Consider the following 19165-nt stretch of genomic DNA (forward strand, 5'->3'; position numbering starts at 1 on the left):
CCCGCGGAGCGGGTACCCCATCGCTGCGCGATGGGCAAGCGAACCACCGCGCTGCGCGCGGTGGTTGCGCTCCCGCTCCGCGGGAGCGCTGGCGGGACGCTGCGCGTCCCTGCACCCCCCGTGCTGCGCACGGGGGGTGACGCTCCGTGCGCTGCGCTCCCGGAGCGGCGGGGCGTTGCCCCGCTATCCCCGACTTCCGCTTCGCTCCAGTCGGGGGTGGGCGAGTCCGCTGCGCTCCCTCGCCCTGAACGGTCCTTCCGGCTGCGCCTCTAGGACCTTCAGGCCCGCTGACGCGGGCCCAGCTGGCTGCGAGGGGTGGGGGTCGCTCGTTCGTGTCGGGTTCCAGTGTAGCGCTGCATCAGGTTGATGCAGCATGTACCGTTGGCGGAAACACGGGACACCCCAGCAGCCCGGGAGTTTCCCTCAATTTCGAGAGGAATGGCCGCCGATGACTGGTCACCGCCAATCTACCGGACCAGGTCCTGTGCTGAGCAGCGAATCTGTATGCCGGGTGACGCGGTACCAGACGGCGGGCAGCAAAGCCCGGTTGAGGGTGTTCGCGCTCCTGCCCGTCCAGGGCGTGCCCGTGGCTGAGGCGGACAACCTGGTGGCCGCGCTGGAGGCCGGGGCGGTCGCCGGGTCGCAGAGCGAGGTGGTCGAGCTGGACGGCATGGCGCCGGCCTCTCGGGGCGCGCTGTTCGCGGAGGGCTGGGATGAGGGCGTGACGGCGGTGAGCGAGGCTCTGGTGGGCATCGCTCACCGTGACTGGGCTCGGCTCGGTGGCCCGTCGTCGGGGGCTGCTGAGCCGGCCGTGCATATCGCGGACGTGCGGCAGCGTGAACGGGCGGACCTGGTACGGCTGGAGGCGTTCACCCGGGAGACCGTGCTGCCGCGCACCCGCCCGAACACCACGGAGCGGCGCAGAGTGCTGGAGGCGCAGGGCAAGGCCGGCGGTCTGTGCACGGCGCGGGCAGTGGAGCCCTCCAGCGGAGACGTCATCTCCTGCACGCGCGAGGTCAGGCACTACGACCTGGAGGACAAGCCGTCCTTCCGGGAGGGAAAACCCGGCGGGTGGCATCTCGCGGGCGCGGCGATCCAGAGCGACGACGGTGCGGCCTGCTACCCGCACGCGGCCGTCTGAGAAACCTCGAGAAGTAGACTCAGGGAGGGTGCGAAAATGTCTTTGATTCCGCTCAAGGAACACCAGATCGACCAGAAATCAGCGTTTCGTAAGTGGGTGGGATTCCCCGCAAGATCGCCTGTGCCTCCGAAGGGGGCGCGTGCCACGGGGGTGTCCGCGACCGGGTCCGGAAAGACGATCACGGCCGCCGCGTCCGCTCTGGAGTGCTTCCCGGACGGGCGGATCCTCGTCATGGTGCCCACCTTGGATCTGATCGTGCAGAGCGCGCAGTCCTGGCGCCGGGTCGGACACCACGCGCCCATGGTCGCGGTCTGCTCGGTGGACAAGGACGAGGTCCTGGAGCAGCTCGGCGTGCGTACCACCACCAACCCGATCCGGCTCGCGCTGTGGGCGGGGTCCGGGCCGGTGATCGTGTTCGCCACGTACGCCTCTCTGGTGGACCGCGAGGACCCGGAGGACCCGTCGGGTCAGCGGACGGTGCGCGGGCCGCTGGAGGCCGCGCTGGCGGGTGGGGAGCGACTGTACGGACAGCGGATGGCCCCGTTCGACCTCGCGATTTTGGATGAGGCGCACATGACCGCCGGGGACATGGGCCGGCCCTGGGCGGCGATCCACGACCAGTCCCGGATTCCGGTCGACTTCCGTCTCTACCTGACCGCCACCCCGCGCATCCTGGCTGCGCCCAGGCCACAGCGGGGACGGGACGGCCAAGAACTGGTGATCGCATCCATGGAAGACGACAGCACCACCTACGGCACCAGGATCTTCGACCTCGGGCTCGCGGAGGCAGTGGAACGCTCGATCCTCGCGGGATTCGAGATCGACGTACTGGAGATCCGCGACCCCGACCCGATCCTGGGCCTGTCCGAAGACGCGCTGCGCGGCCGGCGCATGGCCCTGCTCCAGGCCGCACTCCTTGAGCACGCGGCGCAGCAGAATCTGCACACCACCATGGTGTTCCACCAGCGGGTGGAGGAAGCTGCGGCGTTCGCCGAGCAGATGCCGCGCACGGCCGCCGAGCTGTACACCACCGAGGCCTCCGCGGCGGCGCTGGCCGGGGCGGAGGACCTGCCCGCGTCATCGATCGACGCCGAGCTGTACGAGCTGGAGGAAGACCGTCACGTGCCCCCGGACCGGGTATGGGCGGACTGGCTGTGCGGGGACCATCCCATCGCGCACCGGCGTGAGGTCATCCACCGGTTCGCAGGCGGCATCAACGCCCAGAACCGGCGGGTGCACCGGGCGTTCCTGTCCTCCGTACGCGCCCTCGGGGTCGGGGTCGACATCACCGGCCTGCGCGGGGTCGAGGCGGTGTGCATCGTCGGCTCACGCACCTCCCAGGTCGACGTCGTCCAGAACATCGGACGCGCCCTGCGCCCCAACCCCGACGGCACGACCAAGACCGCCCGGATCATCATCCCCGTCTTCCTCCAGCCCGGCGAGGACCCGAAGGACATGATCGCCTCCGCCAGCTACCACCCCCTCGTCGACATCCTCCAAGCCCTGCGCTCGCACTCCGAACGCATGGTCGACCAACTCGCCTCCCGCGCCCTCACCCGCGGCACCGAACGCCGACGCCACCACGTCCACCCTGACCGCGCAGCTGGAGCCGACGGCGGTGAGGAGACCAGCGAGGCGCAGCAGGAAGTCGACCGGGTCACCTCCGTCGTGATCAATTTCGCCTCTCCGCGAGACGCCGCCGACATCGCCGCCCTGATCCGCTACCGCGTCATCCGCCCCCAGTCCCTCGTCTGGCTCGAGGGCTACCAAGCCCTCCTACGCTGGCGGAAGGAGAACGAGATCACCGGCCTGCACGCCGTCCCCTACGACACCGAGGTCGAGGTCGGCGTCACCAAGGACTTCCCCCTGGGGCGGTGGGTGCACCAGCAGCGCAAGGCACTGCGCGCCGGAGAACTCGACTCCCACCGCAAAGATCTCCTCGACGAGTCCGGGATGGTCTGGGAGCCCGGCGAAGAGGCATGGGAGAACAAGCTCGCCGCACTCCGCTCCTACCGGCGCGCGCACGGGCACCTCGCACCCCGGCAGGACGCCGTCTGGACCGACCACGCCGGCGGCGTAGAGGTCCCGATCGGGCAGCATATGGCCAACCTCCGGCGGAAGGGTGTGAAGAACGGCCTGGGCAAGGACCCGGAGCGAGCCGCCGTACGCGCCGCGCAGCTCACCGCGATCGATCCAGACTGGGACTGCCCGTGGCCGCTGGACTGGCAGCGCCACTACCGCGTCCTCGCCGACCTCGCCGACACCGAGGCCGGCGGCGTGCTGCCCGACATCGCCCCCGGCGTGCTGTTCGACGGCGATGACCTAGGCAAATGGCTCCAGCGGCAGAAGAACCCAGGCAACTGGGCGCAGCTTCTCCCCGAGCAGCAGGAACGGCTGAGCAAGCTGGGCGTACAGCCCGATCAGGCCCCGTCTCCCACCCCGGCGGCCCCAGCTCCGGCGAAAGGCCCGGGGAAGGCCGGGAGCAAGGCACAACACGCATTCCAACGCGGCCTCACGGCCCTCACACACTGGATCGAACGAGAAGGTCAGGGGACGGTGCCCCGGAAGGCGGTGGAGACCTTGCCCGACGGGACCGAGACCAAGCTCGGCATCTGGTACAGCAACATCAAGGCCAGGCGCGACAAGCTCACGCAGGAGCAGCTGGACGCGCTGCGGAAGCTCGGCATCGACTGGGCGTGACGCGGTCCGGCAGTCGAGCCGGAGTATGAGAGGCCCAGGGCTGACATGGCCGCGCCCAGGGCCCCGATCTGTTGGGTTGGGCAGAGATGTTCTCGGTCCGCATGCGCGGGGCAGATGTCCGTGAGCTGCGACTTTACCCCGCCACCACGCCGATACCCATCACTTCCACCGACTGCGGCATACCGGACCAAGCTCGCGAGGGGCCATCTGGCTCCCACCGACGACAGCCTCCTGCAGAACCCCGAAACCCGCGGACGGCCGGCACCGCCGGAGTGTGGCCGCACGACGCCAGCAACACCACCGGACCCGCAGGGAAGACGCAACCACGGCCCGCGGAGGCGCGGCGGCGCAACTGCGCGGCCGCTGCGAGGCACAACGCACCGAACCCCGGCCGGGGACGCCAACTGCCCAGGCAGCCCGTCGGCCCCACGAGGCACTGCAGCACGCCAAAGCAGCCACCGACACCGCACCTCGACCTCCCCGAGAACGGCGACCGCGAACGAACAGGCGATCTCGGTCAGCGGGCCGGGATGGGCGTGGCGTTCGCGCGGGGTGGCGGGTGAGCTGGCCCATCCGGGCAAGGGTCAGGCCGTTGCGCATGCCGTCGAGGTCGTAGGTGTAGGCGACGGGGGCGCCTTCGAGGCTGATCTGGTCGCCCAGGACGTGCGAGCGCAGCTGGGCGCGCAGAAGGGGCCGGCTTCGCCGTCGGTGAGGACTTCCTCGCCGAGCCGGTGGAGGGTGCCGTTGTAGTCCTTCACGCCGCGGTGTCCTCACTGGTCTCGGTACGGCGGGGGCCGGCGCCGGTTTCGGCGGCTTCGAAGTCTCGGGCAACGAACGCTTGCAGGCCGCGGATCTTGACGACCGTCAGTTCGGTGGGCTGGGTCACCACGCGGGCGAGGATGTCGACGACGTCGTCCCTCCAGGCCTGGGCGTCGTGGACGAATACCATGTGCCGCTCCACCACTCGTTCCTTGGGCGGCGCAGCAGGCCGGCGAGATGGCGCACGAGGAACTGGTGATCGCGCTCGGCGCAGCGAACCATCGCGAAGTGAATGCTCTCGTCCAGGCGGACGAGGACCTTCTCCGGGCTGTCGTACGCCTCCTGCCCCAGGTCCCGTTTGTGTGTGGCGCGGGTCTTCACCTCTGGCACGGCGATCACCGGCGGCGTCTGGCGGAAGCGGAAGGCGAGTACATCCGTGCCCTGTACGGCCTGATTCGGAGTCTGCTTATAGCGGAGCTTGAGAATCGGTACGCACAAGCGGCGCACCCTGCGGTAGAGGGCGGCGGTTACGATCTCTCCGAAGTCACCATGCCGAACCGCAACCCGGGTGGGGAACTTGTTGACGCGCAGGTAGTCGGCGACCTCCGGGGCCCCCAGGTCGTCGAACACGAGCGTGAGCTCACTTGGGATGAGATAGTTGCGGGCCACATTGTGGCCGAGCTGGTCCATCAGCTCCTCGTCATCGAGCTCTCCGGACTCGGTCCTCCCCCGTCCTCATTGTCACGTATGCCACCCGAAGACGAGACCCGCTTACGCGCAGCCCGCGTGCCTGGTCTTCGGTCGGTGTGCGGGTCAGATCATGGGCGGTGGCCGAACCACCGCCTCCGTCGTCGTGGCCCCGGTGAAGGCGCCACTGGCGGGCCCGGGGGCGGTGGGGGGAGGGGCGGGCGGCTGCCTGCGCCCGAGGTCAGCCCACTGCCCGGTAGGCCGTGAGGCCGTCGCCGTCCTCGGTTTCGGAGATGCCCACGTATCCGTCGGCGACGTATGGGGCGATCCCCGGCCGGGTCTCCTTGTCCTTCCCGCTCGCGGCGTCCAGGACGACGGGCTTGCCGTTGGCCATGCCGTAGATCAGCCCCGCGCGGACCAGCGTCACCTTCGGTGCGATCCGATTGCCGGCCGCGTCAGGCAGCCGCCAGATCTCCTTGCCGTTCTTGGGGTCGTACGCAGCCACCGCATCATCGACCCCAGCTCGGCCGGTGCACACGGTGACGGCGGCGCCGTCGTACGCGCAGTCCGGGCTCGGCGCGCCTTCCGGGAGCGCCCGGCGGGTGCGGCCGGTGGCGGCGTCCAGCAGATAGGGCCGCCGGTCGCGGATGTCATCGGTCGGGTACTCATACGTCATCACGGCGTCCGGACCGGCGGTGGAGAGTCCGAGCCCCGAGCGGGGCGAGGTCCATACGTCCTTGCCGTCGGCCGCGCCCAGCCCCACGACCTGGCTGTCGCCCGCCGGGTTGCCGCGCAGCGCGACGAGGCGATCGCCGACGACGGCCGCGCCCTTCTTGTACGTCCCCTCGGCCGTCCACACCCGCTGGTGGCTCTTGAGGTCCACGCCGAAGAGCCGGCCGCGTCCGAAGACGACGACGAGGTGCCCAGCCCGGCCGACCACGTTGGCCTCGGCCCGGTCGCTGGAGTGCTCACCGCCCGCCGGCAGCGGGCTCTCCGTGAACCATGTCTTGGTGGCGGTCGCGGTATCCGTTGCCATGAGCTCCACCACGTCGTGGGACCTGGTCGTCCCGGCGCCGGTCACCTTTGTCACCAGCGCGCTGAGAGCCAGGGTCTTGCCACCGGCGGAGGTGATCAGCGGCGCCTCGGCGGGGTTGTCGCCCATCAGGTTGTCCAGTTTCAGCAGGGGCCTGTGCTCCGGGGTGATGGTGACCGGCTTGCTGGCTGGCTGATAGCCGTTGACCGCGTCGAGTCCATCCGGCCGCGCGATGAAGGCCACCCCCTTGTGCAGGGCCACCGCCAGCGGATGCGGTAGCCCGCCGATCAGGCGGAGCTTGCCCAGGAAGGCGGATTCAGGGAGCGGGACGCCCTGCTTCACCGAGAACCTTCGTCGGCGCGGTGAAGCTCCGCGGGACGGGGTCGCCGTCCCCGCCCCCGCACGCGGTCAGCATGGCGAGCGTCGCGGCCACGGCGGTGCTGGTGATCCCCCGATGTTTCATGGGCGCCCTTTTGGTCCGTCAACCGGCGAAAGGAGCGTAGATCAGCCGCTGTTGGGCCGTACCGGCGGGGCGGGGGTCAGCCGGTCGCGGAGCCAGCTCCTCCGCGTCGGCGTCGAAGGCTGGTGGCCTGCCGCCCCGACGATTGATGAGCGCAATGTCGACCGCGCCGGGTGCCGTCGACGTACGCCGTGCAGCGGGAGTGCGGGGTGAGACAGGAGGGTCCCCGTGACCCTGACGCGGGGCCGGTAGAAGTCCGCTGCCGGACCGCCTCAGCGCCTGTGGCGCCGCCGGGGGCGAACCAGCCTGCTACCCGCAGTTGTCCGGCCGGAGCGAGTGGACCTTCGCCCGCGTGAGCGTGGTGCGCCTGAGCACCTGAGCCCGGATGAGCCGGACCGTGGGCGGGATCGGCAGAGTGACGGGGGTGCGGCTCCACCGAAGCCACAGCGCCAGGTGGCCAAGCTCGGCGGCCTGGACGAGCTTTGCGAGGGACCATTCCTTCGTACCCCGATCCACCTCGATGCTGATCAGACGTCCCTTACCCGAACGGTGCCGCAGTTGCAGGTCGAGGCGCCCGGCCCGGTTCTGCCGAGAGGCGGTGGGCAGCTTCACCTCCCGCTGGACTTCGTATCCCTGGTCGGCCCCCCAGTCGGCCACCGAGTCGGTGAAGAAGGCGGTCACCTCGGGGGTAGACAGGTCACTGAACTGCTGTCGATTGAGCCAGGCCCGCAGGGAGCGGGCGGCGGCGTCGAGCCCGGCCTCTGTCATGAGCGACAGTCTCCCCTGCGGGCCTGACAGCTCGCTACGCCTTCGGCTGTTCCTCGCCCTGGCCGTTCGGCGGATGGGTACACGAGGTGCCTCCCGTTCTCGTGCACATCAACCACGGCCCGGACGGGGCGCCTCCCGGAGCGGTGAACATCTGCTGCCAGAACTCGTGAACAAAATTGGACCTGCGTGCCCTCGCCGCCAACATCCGCGCCGACACCGAAGGCCGCTACGACACTGCGGAGCCCAGGTGGCGGGCCGGAGTCGGGTGGACGCTGCGGTGTATCGAGAACACCGCCGCCCAGTTGACCGAAGCCAGCGACGCCGGTGGGCGTCAGGGTGTGTCGCCGGAGTAGTAGAAGCGGCAGCTCACACCGGGGCCGGGTGTGCGGGGCTCGCCGGGACGCGGGTCGTACAGGGCGCGGCCGCCGGGCCACCGGGAGAGTTCGGTGGTGAGGGCGACGTCGTCGTCGACTTCCTCGGGCCGCCACCTGTGGATGTCCAGCAGCAGGCCGTCCAGCGGGTCTCCGACCAGTTCGGCGTAGCCCGGTGCGGGAGCGGGCTGATGTTGAGGTCGTCGTGGTCCGAGCCGTAGGCACGCCCGTTCAGCAGCTGCTGGTCTCCGTTCGTCCGATCAGCTTTCCAGCCGCCACCGGCAGTGCGGGCCGCTGGCTGGCGGGCCCGGCGCCCGGTGGAGGCCGGGCCCACTGTGCTCACTGCGCCTTCGGCAGCGCGGCCCGGCCCACTGTGTTCACTGCGCCTTCGGCAGCGCGGCCAGGGTGCGGCGTTCCTCGCCGCGGCCGTTGCCGGCGACCCGTCACACCGGACGGTCCGCGCCGTTCTTCGTCAGCAAGGGGCAGGGTCGTGGTCGCCACGGTGAGCCGGTAGCCCACGTTCGGCAGGCGGCCGGTGCGGTCGTGGAAGGCGGCCTCCCTCGTGGCCGGGGGCTGCACGGCGCGGGGCGGGGGCGAAGACGAACAGCAGCGGCGGGAACGGTCGATTCGGGGACGGCCCGGCGTAGGTCTCCTGCCAGTGGCTGCGCGGGGCGCGGGCGGCGTTCCCACGCCCGGACGGCGGCGCGTTGCGGGAGGCGTCGTGGCGCTCCAGCTTGGCGAGAAGGCGGGCGTAGGACATGGTGCGGTCGATCTCCACGAACGCGCTGGAGCCGTCGGCCAGGAGCACCACGCCGTCGGGCACCAGGTTCCCGGCCGGGGTGGGGTGGGCGACTTCCACCTGCCAGTCGGCGTGGTCGGCGACCTCCGCTTGGTGGAAGGCGACGACGGTGCCGACCAGGGCGAGGCCGTGCTCAGGCAGGCCCGTCGCGCTGGAGGCGATGCGCTTCCCGGTGGTCCGGCCGACAGTCGGCGTGAGCTCACCGGAAGCCGCGGCTTGGGCCAGACCCGTCTGGGTGCAGTACCGGTAGCTCTGCTGCGCCCGGTGGGTGCGGCCGATCAGCGCTGGGGATTCGGCGAGCGGGTTGCGCAGGGCGCGCCGGACGTGGTCGGTGCCCTGCTGGTGCGGCAGCAGCAGGTCCTTGAGCCGGCGGGGTGTGGCAAGGCGTAGCTGGGCGAGGGTGAGCAGGACCTCTCCGCGGATGTCCGCGCCGGCCTTCGTCGCCGCCGTCTTCCGGGCCCGGGACGCTTCTCCGGGTACATCAGTAGCGGGAGAAGCGGAGTTGCAACGGCCGGGACCGGCCGAAAGCTCGGGCTGATCAGGGACAACGCCCAAGCGGCGGCCAGCGGCTGCGGGGCCGGGAGCAGGGCTCGCAGCGGGGCCGGCTGTCGCTGCGGCGCCGGCGGCGGTCGAGGAAGCGCGTGGGGTGGGGGCGGTGGGCATCGGTTTCTCGGGCTCTCTCCGGCCTGTGCGGCCGGGTCGGTGGCTCAAGCGGCCCGCGCGCCGTACGCGCGGGCCGGGGACACCGTGCGAAGCCGCCTCTTGACCGCGGCCTGTTCGCCGTCCGCCACCGATTCCCGATACGCCCCTTGACCGCCCTGTGTCCTCCCGGTTTGTCCGTGAGCGGCATCACGATCGACTGTGCCTCTTTGGGCTCGGTCGTCGCTGCGGCTCCGTGTCCACCGGCGGGCTCACAGCAAGGTCGAAGCACCATCCGGACCGAGAGATGTGCCCTAGCGTGAGCGCTCCCGTCACCCGTACGGCAGAGGAGCTGAAGGTGCCCGAGGTCTGGATCGGCTCGCGCCGCTGCTGGTGGTCTGACGGCCCGGCGTCACTTCAGGTGTCGGGTGAAGAACTGGGCCGCGGCGTCCCCCGCGAACTGCGGGACGCCGGTGTGCCCGCCCATATTGGCGTGCAGCGTTTTCTCCTTGGAGCCGAAGGCGTCGAACAGGTCCAGGGCCGCCTGCCGGTCGTTCCCTTCGTCGTCCCACTGCAGCAGGACGTGCACAGGATGGTGACCTGGCGGGCCTCCTCGAACATGGCGCGAGGGACGAAACTCCCTGCGAACAGGACAGCGGCCGAGATGCGCGGCTCGACCACCGCCAGCCGGGTCCCGATGGAGATCACTCCCCCCGAGTACCCGACCGGTCCGCTGATCTCGGGCAGCGACAGGAGGGCGTCCAGGGCGGCCTGCCATTCCGGGACTGCCTTGTCGACCAGGGGGAGGATGAGGGCGTCGATGATCTCGTCGCTGACCGGCTCGCCGGCCTCCATAGCCCGGCGCAGGTCGGCGAGGGCCTGCTCGGCGGCGGGCAGGCGGGGCCGGTCGCCGCTTCCGGGGAGCTCGATGGTGGCCGTGGCGAAGCCGTCCGCCGCGGAGTGCCGGGCCCGGGCCAGCAGTCGGGGGTACGTCTTGCGCAGCCCGAGAGGAGGGGGGCTGAGCAGGATCAGCGGCGCCGGTGCGGATGTGGATGCGGATACGGGCGTCCACAGGATGCCGGGGATCTCGCCGAGGGTGAATTCGCGCTCGAGGACAGCGTCGTCGAGACGCTGTTCAGAAGTGACATGCATGGTCGTGCCTTTCGGGAGTGCACTGAACGGCGCTCCCGGACGACCTACCGCCCGACCGTGACCCCGGAGGGGAGCACCCATGTCGATACTGCGTTCACGGGTACCACCTCCTTGCTCTCTTGCACGGTCTCCGGAAACCTAGCAGTGGCTGCCGTGGTCCTGCCAACGGGTTTTTGAGGAGGCTCTGTGGCCGAATACCACGGCGTCGGAGTCACTCCTTTCACTGGTCGGAAAGCGCACGTCCGCCACCGATTCGAGCACCGAAGGACCGGCAACCAACCGCTGACGGACGATCTACTGCGCAGACAGCCGCCCATGACCAGTGTGAGCACCCTGAGCGCCGATCACACCAGCCCTTTGACCTGCGGCTTCAAGGTGGCGGGGGCTCAGTGGACTCCACTCCCCTGCCGGGGCATCGTCGGTTCGCTCACCCGATGCGCGACGAACTCCACCGCGCGCACTCACATCGGTCGGCCTCGGCTCGGGTGCACGGTACGCCACGGGTTCGGTCGGCCACCGGGGTACTGCCGGAAGCGGCGGTGGTGGTGCTGGTCGGCGGGCTTGACCCACGTCGGCCGGCTGCTCGGGTTTCGGCCGGGCCTCGAAGGCGCGGCGGCGGGCATGGGCCGCGCGGGTGAAGGCGGCGAGCCGTTCCGGGTTCTCCGGTTGTGCGCATTCACGTAGCCGGGTCGGTCGTACGGCCCTAACAGGTACTCCTCGGGCATCGCGGGCTGCTGATGGGCCTGGACGGCGGCGGCCCGCTGTGCCGGGGTGAGCACGGCATCCCGGCCCGGATGGTCGACGGTGTGCGGCGGGTCTGACGCCTGATCGTGGGTGGTCTTCCGTGTGTGCGGCGGCCGGGGCGTCGTCCCGGGCGGCGGCAGGCGGGGTACGGGCGGTCCGGATCGCGTTCTGCCCGGCGAGGCTGGCAACCCGGGCCCCCTCGTACCGGCTCGACTCGCGGGGAGGCTTGCCGTCGGTGCCGGCGATCCACCAGCGATCAGACTGGCCGCTGCGGCTCGGCACGGCGTCCGGTGCACATCATTCGGCTTGTCCGAGGGTTGCCGGAGCGGAGATCACCGATCGGGACCGGCGCGAGGTGGCCGAACGAAGGCGGTGCGCAACCGTGGTTCCCCACCGCCTTCGACCTGATCTGGGCGGGCAGTCCGGCGGACGCCGACCGGCCCCCATCACCCCGTACGCCTATGGGCCCCCGTACGCCTACGGGCCGTGGGAAGCGGCCGCGCAGACGCACCAGCCCCGCGACCCTTTCGGGCCGCGACTGCGCGCTCAGTTGGCCGCGACGCCGAACCATATGGGCAGGTGTCCGAGCAGATCCTGCTGATCTTCACCGACCCACGCCACGTGGCCGTCCGGCCGCAGCAGTACCGCGGGCACGTCCAGTTCCTCGCTGACGTCGACGACGTGGTCGACCCGATCTGCCCAGCCCGCCACCGAGAGCCGGCCGGTCTGGTCGAGCAGCAGCCCGCGGCCGCCGTGCATCAGCTCGTAGAGCCGCCCCTGCTTCAGTCCCACGTCCCGCAGCCGCCGGCCGAGCAGTTCGTGGCCTTCGCCGAGGTCGTAGCGGACATCGACCGCGGTGATCATCCCGGTCACGTACCGGTTCACCTCCTCGAAATCCATCAGCCTCGAGAACAGCTCCCGCAGCGCGGTCGCACCCGGATCGGTTCCCAGCAGCGTGATCTGCGCACGGGTGTTCTCCAGCACGCGGGCGCCCACCGGGTGCCGTTCGGCGTGGTAGCTGTCCAGCAGCCCCTCCGGCGCCCAGCCGTCGACCGCGGCGGCCAGCTTCCAGCCGAGGTTGAACGCGTCCTGCACGCCGAGGTTGAGGCCCTGTCCGCCCGTCGGCGGGTGGATGTGCGCCGCGTCGCCGGCCAGCAGCACCCGGCCGACCCGGTAGCGCTCGGCCTGCCGGGTGGCGTCGCCGAACCGGGAGAGCCAGCGCGGCGAGTGCACGCCGAAGTCGGTGCCCGCGACCGCCCGCAGCTGCTTCTTGAACTCCTCAAGGGTCGGCGCGGTCGCACGGTCCTCGGCCACGCCGTCGGCGGGCACGACGACGCGGTACCTCGCGTCCCCGAGGGGCTGGACACCGAACCGCAGTTGGGTCTTGCGGACCTCCTCGACGACGGCGGCAATCGTCGCCGGATCCTCGGTCACCTCCATGTCACCCAGCAGCGTCTCGACCTTGGCGGGCTCGCCGGGGAAACCGACACCCAGCAGCTTGCGCACCGCACTGCGGCCGCCGTCGCACCCGACGAGGTAGCGCGAGCGCAGGTGCGTGCCGTCCGCCAGCTCGACGGTCACCCCGTCCTCGTCCTGGCTCAGCCCGACCACCTCGCAGCCGCGCCGGATCTCGGCACCGAGTTCGACGGCACGCTCCTCGAGCAGCCGCTCGGTCACCGGCTGCGGGGTGGCGACGCCGTACGGGTGGGCCGTGTCCAACCGGTCCGGCCACGGCTTGGCGATGCCGCCGAAGAGACCGCCGGCCTGGAACTTCTCACTGACCGCGAGGAACCGGTCCAGCAGGCCGCGCTGGTCCATCAGCTCGACGCTGCGCGCGTGCAGGCCCTGCCCGCGGGACTGCTCGGTCGGCTCGGTCAACTTCTCCAGCACGACCACGTGCACATCGTGCAGCCGCAACTCGCCGGCCAGCATCAAACCGGTCGGTCCACCGCCGGCAATGATCACGTCAGTCATGAAATCCCTCATAGAACGCCATTGAATTCAACGGGTGGGCAGTGCAGACCGGCGTCGCCGGGCACTCTCCCCGGCTCGACGATTCCGCGTGGTTCACGCAGACGCGGGCGGCCCTCCCCGGCTGACCGCGTCGAGCAGCATCGTCGCGGCCACCGTCACCCCGTCGGTGCGGATCGTGCCGGCCACAGCGGTCGCTCGTGCGCGGGTCTCGGGGGTCAGGGCCGTCCTGAGCGCCGCCGACAGGGACTCTACAGTCGGAGCCGGACCGTCATGTGGTGTGCCGATGCCCAGGTCAGCCACCCGGTCGGCCCAATACGGCTGGTCTCCCCCCTGCGGTAGCGCCACTTGAGGCGCCCCGGCCCGGGCAGCCGTCGTCGTCGTGCCCGCGCTGCCGTGGTGTACGACGGCGGCTGCCCGGCGGAACAGCGCCTGATGGTTGACCTCGCCGACGACGAAGCAGTCGTCCTGGTCGTCGATCAGGTCCAGTTCGGCCCAGCCGCGGGAGACGACCGCGCGGCGGCCGTGCGCGCGAATCGCCTCGATGGCCACCCGAGCGACGTCCTTCGGGGCACTCATGGGCGTGCTGCCGAACCCCACGTACACCGGTGGTGTACCGGTGTCCAGGAACTCCACCAACTTCGCCGGCAGTGGGCGTTCGTCGGCCGGTATCCACGCGCCGGTCTGCACCACGTCGAGGTCCGACGGCTGCTGCCATGGGGACAGGACCGGGTCCGTGGCCAGCCACGGCTGGTCGGTGAAGGCGTAGTCGCGGACGTTGTCCACCGGTGGCAGACCGACCGACGCCCGCTGGGTGTTGAGCATCTCGCCGAACATCGTGTTCGCGAGCTGGGCGTCCAGGTCCCACAGCGCCCGGTTGTCGGTCTCGTCCGGCGGCAACGGCCGGCCCCGCCGCGCGGGCGGCCGGCGGTACGGCGACGGCAGGCTGACCGGCTGGTGGCTCACGTGCACGTAGCGGATGCCCAGCTTCTCGGCCACCGACCGCGCGCCGGCCGTGACCGGCAACGGGCCGGTCGCCACCAGCGCATCACACCCCTCCGCCACCGCCGCGACCGTCTCGAACTGCGCGGCCATCAACATGGCCGCACGCTGCGCCAGACCCACCGCCGACCCCGGCGTCACCGAGGTCACCAGCGGACGCACCGGCCCGCCGGTCGGCACCATCTCCACGCAGACCTCGGCCAGCCGCTTCGCGAACTCCTCGTCCGGCGGCGCGCACACCCGCACCTGTGCGCCCAGTTCCCGCAACCGCACCGCGAGTCCCGCTATCGGTTCGACGCTCCCGCGCGACCCGTACGTCGACAACACCACACGCATTTCGTGACTCTCATTTCCACCGGTTCTGGCATCGGTCGGCGATTCTGTGGCATGACCGGGGTCTTGCCGCAAGCCCCCCGGTGCGCTATATGTTGATCATGGAAAGGAGTGAGTGCTCTCCTTTGCCTCACGCCCACTGGGCAAGGACGACTTCCTCGCTATGCGGTGGCGCGCAGCGTACGGCGGCAGCGTCGACCCGGGAGGACCCCCCTGCGGCTGGAAGGTGAAGCCGAGGGCGAACAGCGGCGTCTGCTTACGCGGCTCGACCTCCTCGATCGGCTGGCCGAGCACGGTGGCCAGGCGCGCCGTGGCCGGGGCCGGGGCGGGGCCAGGAGGCCGTGCTCGATGCGGTCGGCGTCTGGGTGCTGGCCCTGCGCGAACAACAGCTCCATCTGCCGCTCGGACACCTCCGCGCCCTCGATGAGCCCGAGCGCTCCCAAGCCGCGCCCCAACCACCTCCGCCGCTCAAGCGGCGGCCTGGGCACCAGGGTCCACCTGGCCGCCGACGGCCATACCCGGCCCCTGGCCTTGACCATCACCGCGGTCCGGGCCGGCGACGCACGAGCCTTCCAGACAGTCGTGGCCGGCATCCGCGTGCCACGGAGACAGAGCCTGCTGCTTCTACGGCCAAAGGGCAGGCAGCACCATGCGGCCGTCACTCGTTCGGGCGATCGGCGCAGCTGTCGGCGAACCGGACCGCCGCTGGACATCGTCGGAGGGGGCATGCGCATCGACGAGCAGCACCTGGCCGAACCGGGACTAGTGGTCCTGGACATCACCGCCGCAGACGAAGACACGCCCGCGCCGTGATAGGCAGTCTCCAGCAGCGGTGGGCGACCTCCGGCATCGCTCCAGTACGCCGCACTCCCGGAGAACCGGGTGCAGGCGCGGGTGCACGCGGACACCCGACGCTCCGGCACCGCCGGCTAGCTAATTCTCGGCGGCCCCGCTCGCCTCGTCCATCTGGTCCTGCAGCGCATCCCGACCGGCCTGGTCGGCCCACCGGATGCCGTCGACGTGCGCCTCCGCGTACTCCTCCGCGGTCAACGAGACGCACGCATCAGGGCGGGGGTCCTTAGAGGTCCTGACAAAGGCGTTGGACGTGTCGGTGAGTGATCAGGCAGGTGGCGAGGCCGAGGAAGGCTTCGTGGATGTCGTCTCGCCGTTCCCAGCGGATGCGCAAGCGCCGGAAGCCGTGCAGCCAGGAGATGGTGCCCTCGACGACCCAGCGGAAGACGCCCAGGTCCGGATCCGTGTGGCTGTCCTCGCTCGGCGATCACAGGCCGGATGCCGCGCTTCCGGAGCAGCCGGCGGTACTTGTCGTGGTCGTATCCGCGGTCGGCGAGGAGTGCGTCGGGGCGGTGCCGTAGACGTCCGACGACGCCGGCCACGGCGGGCTTCTTGTCGAGCAACGGCTCGAGCTGGGTGACGTCGTTGCGGTTCCCGCCGGTCAGCGACACCGCGAGCGGGATGCCTTGGCTGTCGGTGATGACGTGGTGCTTGCTGCCCGGTCGTGCGCGGTCGACCGGGCTGGGCCCGCTTGGGGGCCCCGCCGGGCCGCCCTGACGTGGCATCCACGCCGGCCCCGCCCCATGCGTGTCCACCCGCCGGCGGCCTCCCCCCTGAGCGACCGCACCGGCCGTTCGCCGCGCCGCAGAGCGTCGCCACCGTGGTGACCACCGCGCGGCGGCCTCGTTGGCCAGAGCATCGCGTGCATCACCATCCGACCCCCCGCGGATACGCGAGCCAGCCCGGACCGCATCGGTTGGGCCGAGGCTCGATAGTCGTCACCGGCGGACCCGAACAGCGTGGCAGAAGGGCCGGGCCGAAGCAGCCTGGTTGTCACCCGGAAGGCAGGCTGCTGGTCACGGACGCTTGGCCCTTTTCGCTCCCTCACCCGGTCGGCCGCCGGCGGCTCGGCCTCGACGGCCGTACCGACATGGCGTGACAGTGCCGGTCAGGAGGACGCGCGTGCGCCAACTCCACGGAACGGCGCGCGCGGACCGTTCGTCACCAGGGCACCTCGCCCTCGTCGTCGAAGAAGCGGCCTGTCGGCTCGTGGCCCTCCACGGTGGCCAGCCGGATCGCGGCGGCTGCGCCTTGCTGCGGGGTGCGCACTCCCCGGAAGCCGTTCAGGTCGGTCGCGGTGTAGCCAGGGCAGACGGCGTTGATCAGGATGTGCGTGTCGGCCAGCTCCTTGGCGTACTGCACGGTGACGGCGTTGAGGAACGTCTTCGACGGAGAGTACGCGATGGAGATGGGGCCCGTCTCGGCGCCAGGTGTGGTCTGGAGGGTGAGGGAGCCGACGCTGCTGGAGACGTTCACGATCCGCGGCGCCGGCGAACGGCGCAGCAGCGGCAGCAGGGCGTTGGTCACGCGGATGACGCCGATCACATTGGTCTCCACGGCCGCCCGTACCCGGTCCACGTCGACCGTCGTGGGCTCCTGCGGCATACCACCGGTGATGCCGGCGTTGTTGACGAGCGCATCCAGCCGCCCGGTCTGCTCCTCGATCAGCCGGGCCGCCGCGGTCACGCTCGCGTCGTCGGTTACGTCCAGCGGCACGCCGAAAGCGTCGGCGCCGACCGCGCGGAGCTTGTCCACGGCCGCCTCGCGCCGTTCCTCGTTCCGTGCGCCGACCCCGACCGTCCAGCCGAGGGTGCCGAGCCCGGCGGCGATCTCGTACCCGATGCCCTTGTTGGCCCCGGTCACCAGCGCGACCTTGGCGTGGTTCACGGTGTTCGTCTCAGTCATGACACCGATGTTTCTCCCCCGGCGGGCGGTGCGTCCAAGACCGACTGGGTGGGCGGCGATACCGCCTGGGTATCACTCCTGGCCGACCCGATTAGGCTGGCAGGGTGGAGACACGTGAGCTGCGGTACTTCGTCGCGGTCGCCGAAGAACTGCACTTCGGCCGGGCCGCACAGCGGCTGGGCATCGCCCAACCCCCGCTGTCACGAGCGATCGCCGGGCTCGAACGACGCCTGGGCGCCCCCCTGCTGGAGCGAGGCAGCCGGGGCGCGGCCCTGACCGAGCCCGGGGCGGTGCTGCTACGGGAGGCCCGGGCGGCGCTGGACGCCATCGAGGCCGCAGAACGGCGCACCCGCCGGGCCGCACTCGCCGCGACAGGCCGCCCCGCCGTGGTCCTGGCCGCGAAGGCGGGCGCCTGCGATGAACTGCTGGCCAAACTCCTCGACGCCTACGCCGCCGAGCCCGGCGCCGTCACCGTCGACGTCGTGCTGTGCGGGCCGGCCGAGCAGGTTACGGTGCTGCGCACCGGCCGGGCTGACGTAGCCCTGCTGCACCGGCCCTTCGACGACACGGCCGGCTTCGACACCGAGGACCTGCACTCCGAGGGCCAGGTCGCGATCCTCCCCACGGGCCACCCCCTCAGCACCCGTCCCCACCTGCGGCTCGCCGAGGTCACCGCCATTCCCGACCTGCCCCTGCCCCGCTGGCCCCGCCCCGACGGCACCTTCCCCGACGGACCCGGACCGCAGGTCCGCGACCACACACAGCTCACCCAGCTCATCGCCCTCGGCCGCGCCTGTGCGGTGGTCCCGGAGTCAGGCCGCACAGGCCTGCGCGACGGCCTCACCGCCGTACCGGTCACCGACGCCCCCCACGTCACCACCGTCATCGCCTGGCCCCCACACAGCCGTTCAACAGCAGTCGCGGGACTCGTCCGCGCCGCCACCGCCCTGTAACCGACAACGACGAACACCGAGACACCCTGCCGGACCCCGGGGACCGGCATCCGGCCCGCCCCCATCAGCCCCCGGCACATCCCGCGGAACGAAACCACTAGCCTGCACCAGCGTCACCAGAACAACACCCCCAGCACCGGCAGACACCAACCCGAAACAACAACAAACCAGCCCTGGAGACACCCACCACACCCCAGCTCAACAGGCCGGGCCCGCGGGCTCTGTTCGGGGCGCGGCTGCTACAGGTCGCACTCGAGGTGCTCGATGTCCGTGAAGCGGACCTCTTCCAGGCTGCCAGCGCGGCGGCCGCCGTCCTGGAAGTACACCTCCTATGAGCGCTTCGGCCGCGATCTCCTGCAGTCGGGCGTCGCTGGCGCCGGCCTCCTGGGCCTCGAGCCCTGGTGCCCGAGGACGACGGCTCGGCCGAGGCGGCGATGCGCGAGAAACTCGGCCTGCGCTACAACACCGTGCACCCCTTCCTTCCCTGCTCGGTGAGTCGGACGCGCTGGACGCGGCCCCGGCCGGGCGACGCGTGCTGAAGGCGGTGCGCCGTCTGCCCGCGCTGTCACGGCACCGGGTCATGGACCGGCCGCTGCTCCGCGCGAGGTCGACGCCGAGCTGGTGCCGGCGATGTGGCGGCGGGCGGTGCTCTCCACCGGCAAGCTGCCGCAGGGGGCGATCGACCGGGACGCGTACGTGGTGTGCGTGAGCAGCTGCACCGTGCCCTGAACCGGCGCGATGTGTTCGCCGCCCCGTCGAACCAGTGGTCCGACCCGCGCGCGAGGCTGCTGGACGGCCCGCGCTAAAGGGTGTTGCATAAGGCTTGGTGGTGGGCATTTTGCTTGTATGGGTGGGGTGTTGCGGGCTGAGCCGGTGTGGGTGGAGACGTTCACGGG

11 protein-coding genes and 5 pseudogenes are annotated in these 19165 nt (G+C 71.0%); 5 read left to right on the forward strand and 11 right to left on the reverse strand.

All coding sequences use genetic code 11. From position 1 onward, the window contains the following. The first annotated feature begins 586 nt into the window (after window positions 1-586). Both ACH4B3_RS33835 and ACH4B3_RS33840 read left to right on the forward strand, forming a co-directional pair. Window positions 587-1141, forward strand: a complete 555-nt coding sequence (locus ACH4B3_RS33835; RefSeq protein ID WP_398469560.1) for a hypothetical protein — start codon at window positions 587-589, stop codon at window positions 1139-1141. A gap of 36 nt (window positions 1142-1177) precedes the next feature. Then, entirely contained in the window at window positions 1178-3841 is a 2664-nt protein-coding gene (locus ACH4B3_RS33840) for a Helicase associated domain protein (RefSeq protein ID WP_398469562.1), read from the forward strand. Window positions 3842-4723: 882 nt separating this feature from the next. Here ACH4B3_RS33840 and ACH4B3_RS33845 read toward each other — a convergent pair. The 8 genes and pseudogenes from ACH4B3_RS33845 to ACH4B3_RS33880 all read right to left on the reverse strand — a co-directional run bounded on the left by ACH4B3_RS33845 (window position 4724) and on the right by ACH4B3_RS33880 (window position 14562). Further along, the gene (locus ACH4B3_RS33845) at window positions 4724-5290 is read right to left on the reverse strand and encodes a Hachiman antiphage defense system protein HamA (RefSeq protein ID WP_398469564.1); all 567 of its coding nucleotides are present in this window, start codon (window positions 5288-5290) and stop codon (window positions 4724-4726) included. A 238-nt stretch (window positions 5291-5528) separates the two neighbouring features. After that, on the reverse strand, window positions 5529-6662 hold the full coding sequence (locus tag ACH4B3_RS33850; protein ID WP_398469566.1) for a PQQ-binding-like beta-propeller repeat protein: 1134 nt from the start codon (window positions 6660-6662) through the stop codon (window positions 5529-5531). 427 nt (window positions 6663-7089) lie between these two features. After that, the gene (locus tag ACH4B3_RS33855; protein WP_398469568.1) at window positions 7090-7548 is read right to left on the reverse strand and encodes a hypothetical protein; all 459 of its coding nucleotides are present in this window, start codon (window positions 7546-7548) and stop codon (window positions 7090-7092) included. Window positions 7549-7879: 331 nt separating this feature from the next. Next, window positions 7880-8157 (reverse strand): annotated as a pseudogene (locus ACH4B3_RS33860) (hypothetical protein). A 234-nt stretch (window positions 8158-8391) separates the two neighbouring features. Beyond that, window positions 8392-9273, reverse strand: a complete 882-nt coding sequence (locus ACH4B3_RS33865; RefSeq protein WP_398469570.1) for a replication-relaxation family protein — start codon at window positions 9271-9273, stop codon at window positions 8392-8394. A 496-nt stretch (window positions 9274-9769) separates the two neighbouring features. Then, window positions 9770-10509, reverse strand: a pseudogene (locus tag ACH4B3_RS33870) (alpha/beta hydrolase). 1290 nt (window positions 10510-11799) lie between these two features. Continuing rightward, entirely contained in the window at window positions 11800-13227 is a 1428-nt protein-coding gene (gene rox / locus ACH4B3_RS33875; RefSeq protein WP_398469572.1) for a rifampin monooxygenase, read from the reverse strand. 93 nt (window positions 13228-13320) lie between these two features. Continuing rightward, the gene (locus ACH4B3_RS33880; RefSeq protein WP_398469574.1) at window positions 13321-14562 is read right to left on the reverse strand and encodes a glycosyltransferase; all 1242 of its coding nucleotides are present in this window, start codon (window positions 14560-14562) and stop codon (window positions 13321-13323) included. A 723-nt stretch (window positions 14563-15285) separates the two neighbouring features. On the opposite strand from ACH4B3_RS33880, the gene ACH4B3_RS33885 reads away from it, so the two are divergent. After that, window positions 15286-15372, forward strand: coding sequence for a DUF6207 family protein (locus tag ACH4B3_RS33885; RefSeq protein ID WP_398469580.1), 87 nt, complete (start codon window positions 15286-15288; stop codon window positions 15370-15372). A gap of 265 nt (window positions 15373-15637) precedes the next feature. Here the strand turns inward: ACH4B3_RS33885 and ACH4B3_RS33890 are convergent. Then, window positions 15638-16115: pseudogene (locus tag ACH4B3_RS33890) on the reverse strand (IS5 family transposase); the annotation flags it as partial. Between the two features lie 457 nt (window positions 16116-16572). Beyond that, window positions 16573-17316 carry an SDR family oxidoreductase gene (locus ACH4B3_RS33895; protein WP_398469576.1) on the reverse strand — a complete coding sequence of 248 codons (744 nt, stop codon included), beginning with the start codon at window positions 17314-17316 and terminating at the stop codon, window positions 16573-16575. A 104-nt stretch (window positions 17317-17420) separates the two neighbouring features. On the opposite strand from ACH4B3_RS33895, the gene ACH4B3_RS33900 reads away from it, so the two are divergent. After that, entirely contained in the window at window positions 17421-18269 is an 849-nt protein-coding gene (locus ACH4B3_RS33900) for a LysR family transcriptional regulator (protein WP_398469578.1), read from the forward strand. Window positions 18270-18508: 239 nt separating this feature from the next. Here the strand turns inward: ACH4B3_RS33900 and ACH4B3_RS33905 are convergent. Next, window positions 18509-18659: pseudogene (locus ACH4B3_RS33905) on the reverse strand (XRE family transcriptional regulator); the annotation flags it as partial. Between the two features lie 5 nt (window positions 18660-18664). Between ACH4B3_RS33905 and ACH4B3_RS33910 the strand changes: the two are divergent. Further along, a pseudogene (locus tag ACH4B3_RS33910) lies at window positions 18665-19069 on the forward strand (Tn3 family transposase); the annotation flags it as partial. Between the last annotated feature and the right edge of the window lie 96 nt (window positions 19070-19165).

Origin of the sequence: Streptomyces sp. NPDC018031 (assembly GCF_044327625.1) — a bacterium.
Taxonomy (GTDB): domain Bacteria; phylum Actinomycetota; class Actinomycetes; order Streptomycetales; family Streptomycetaceae; genus Streptomyces.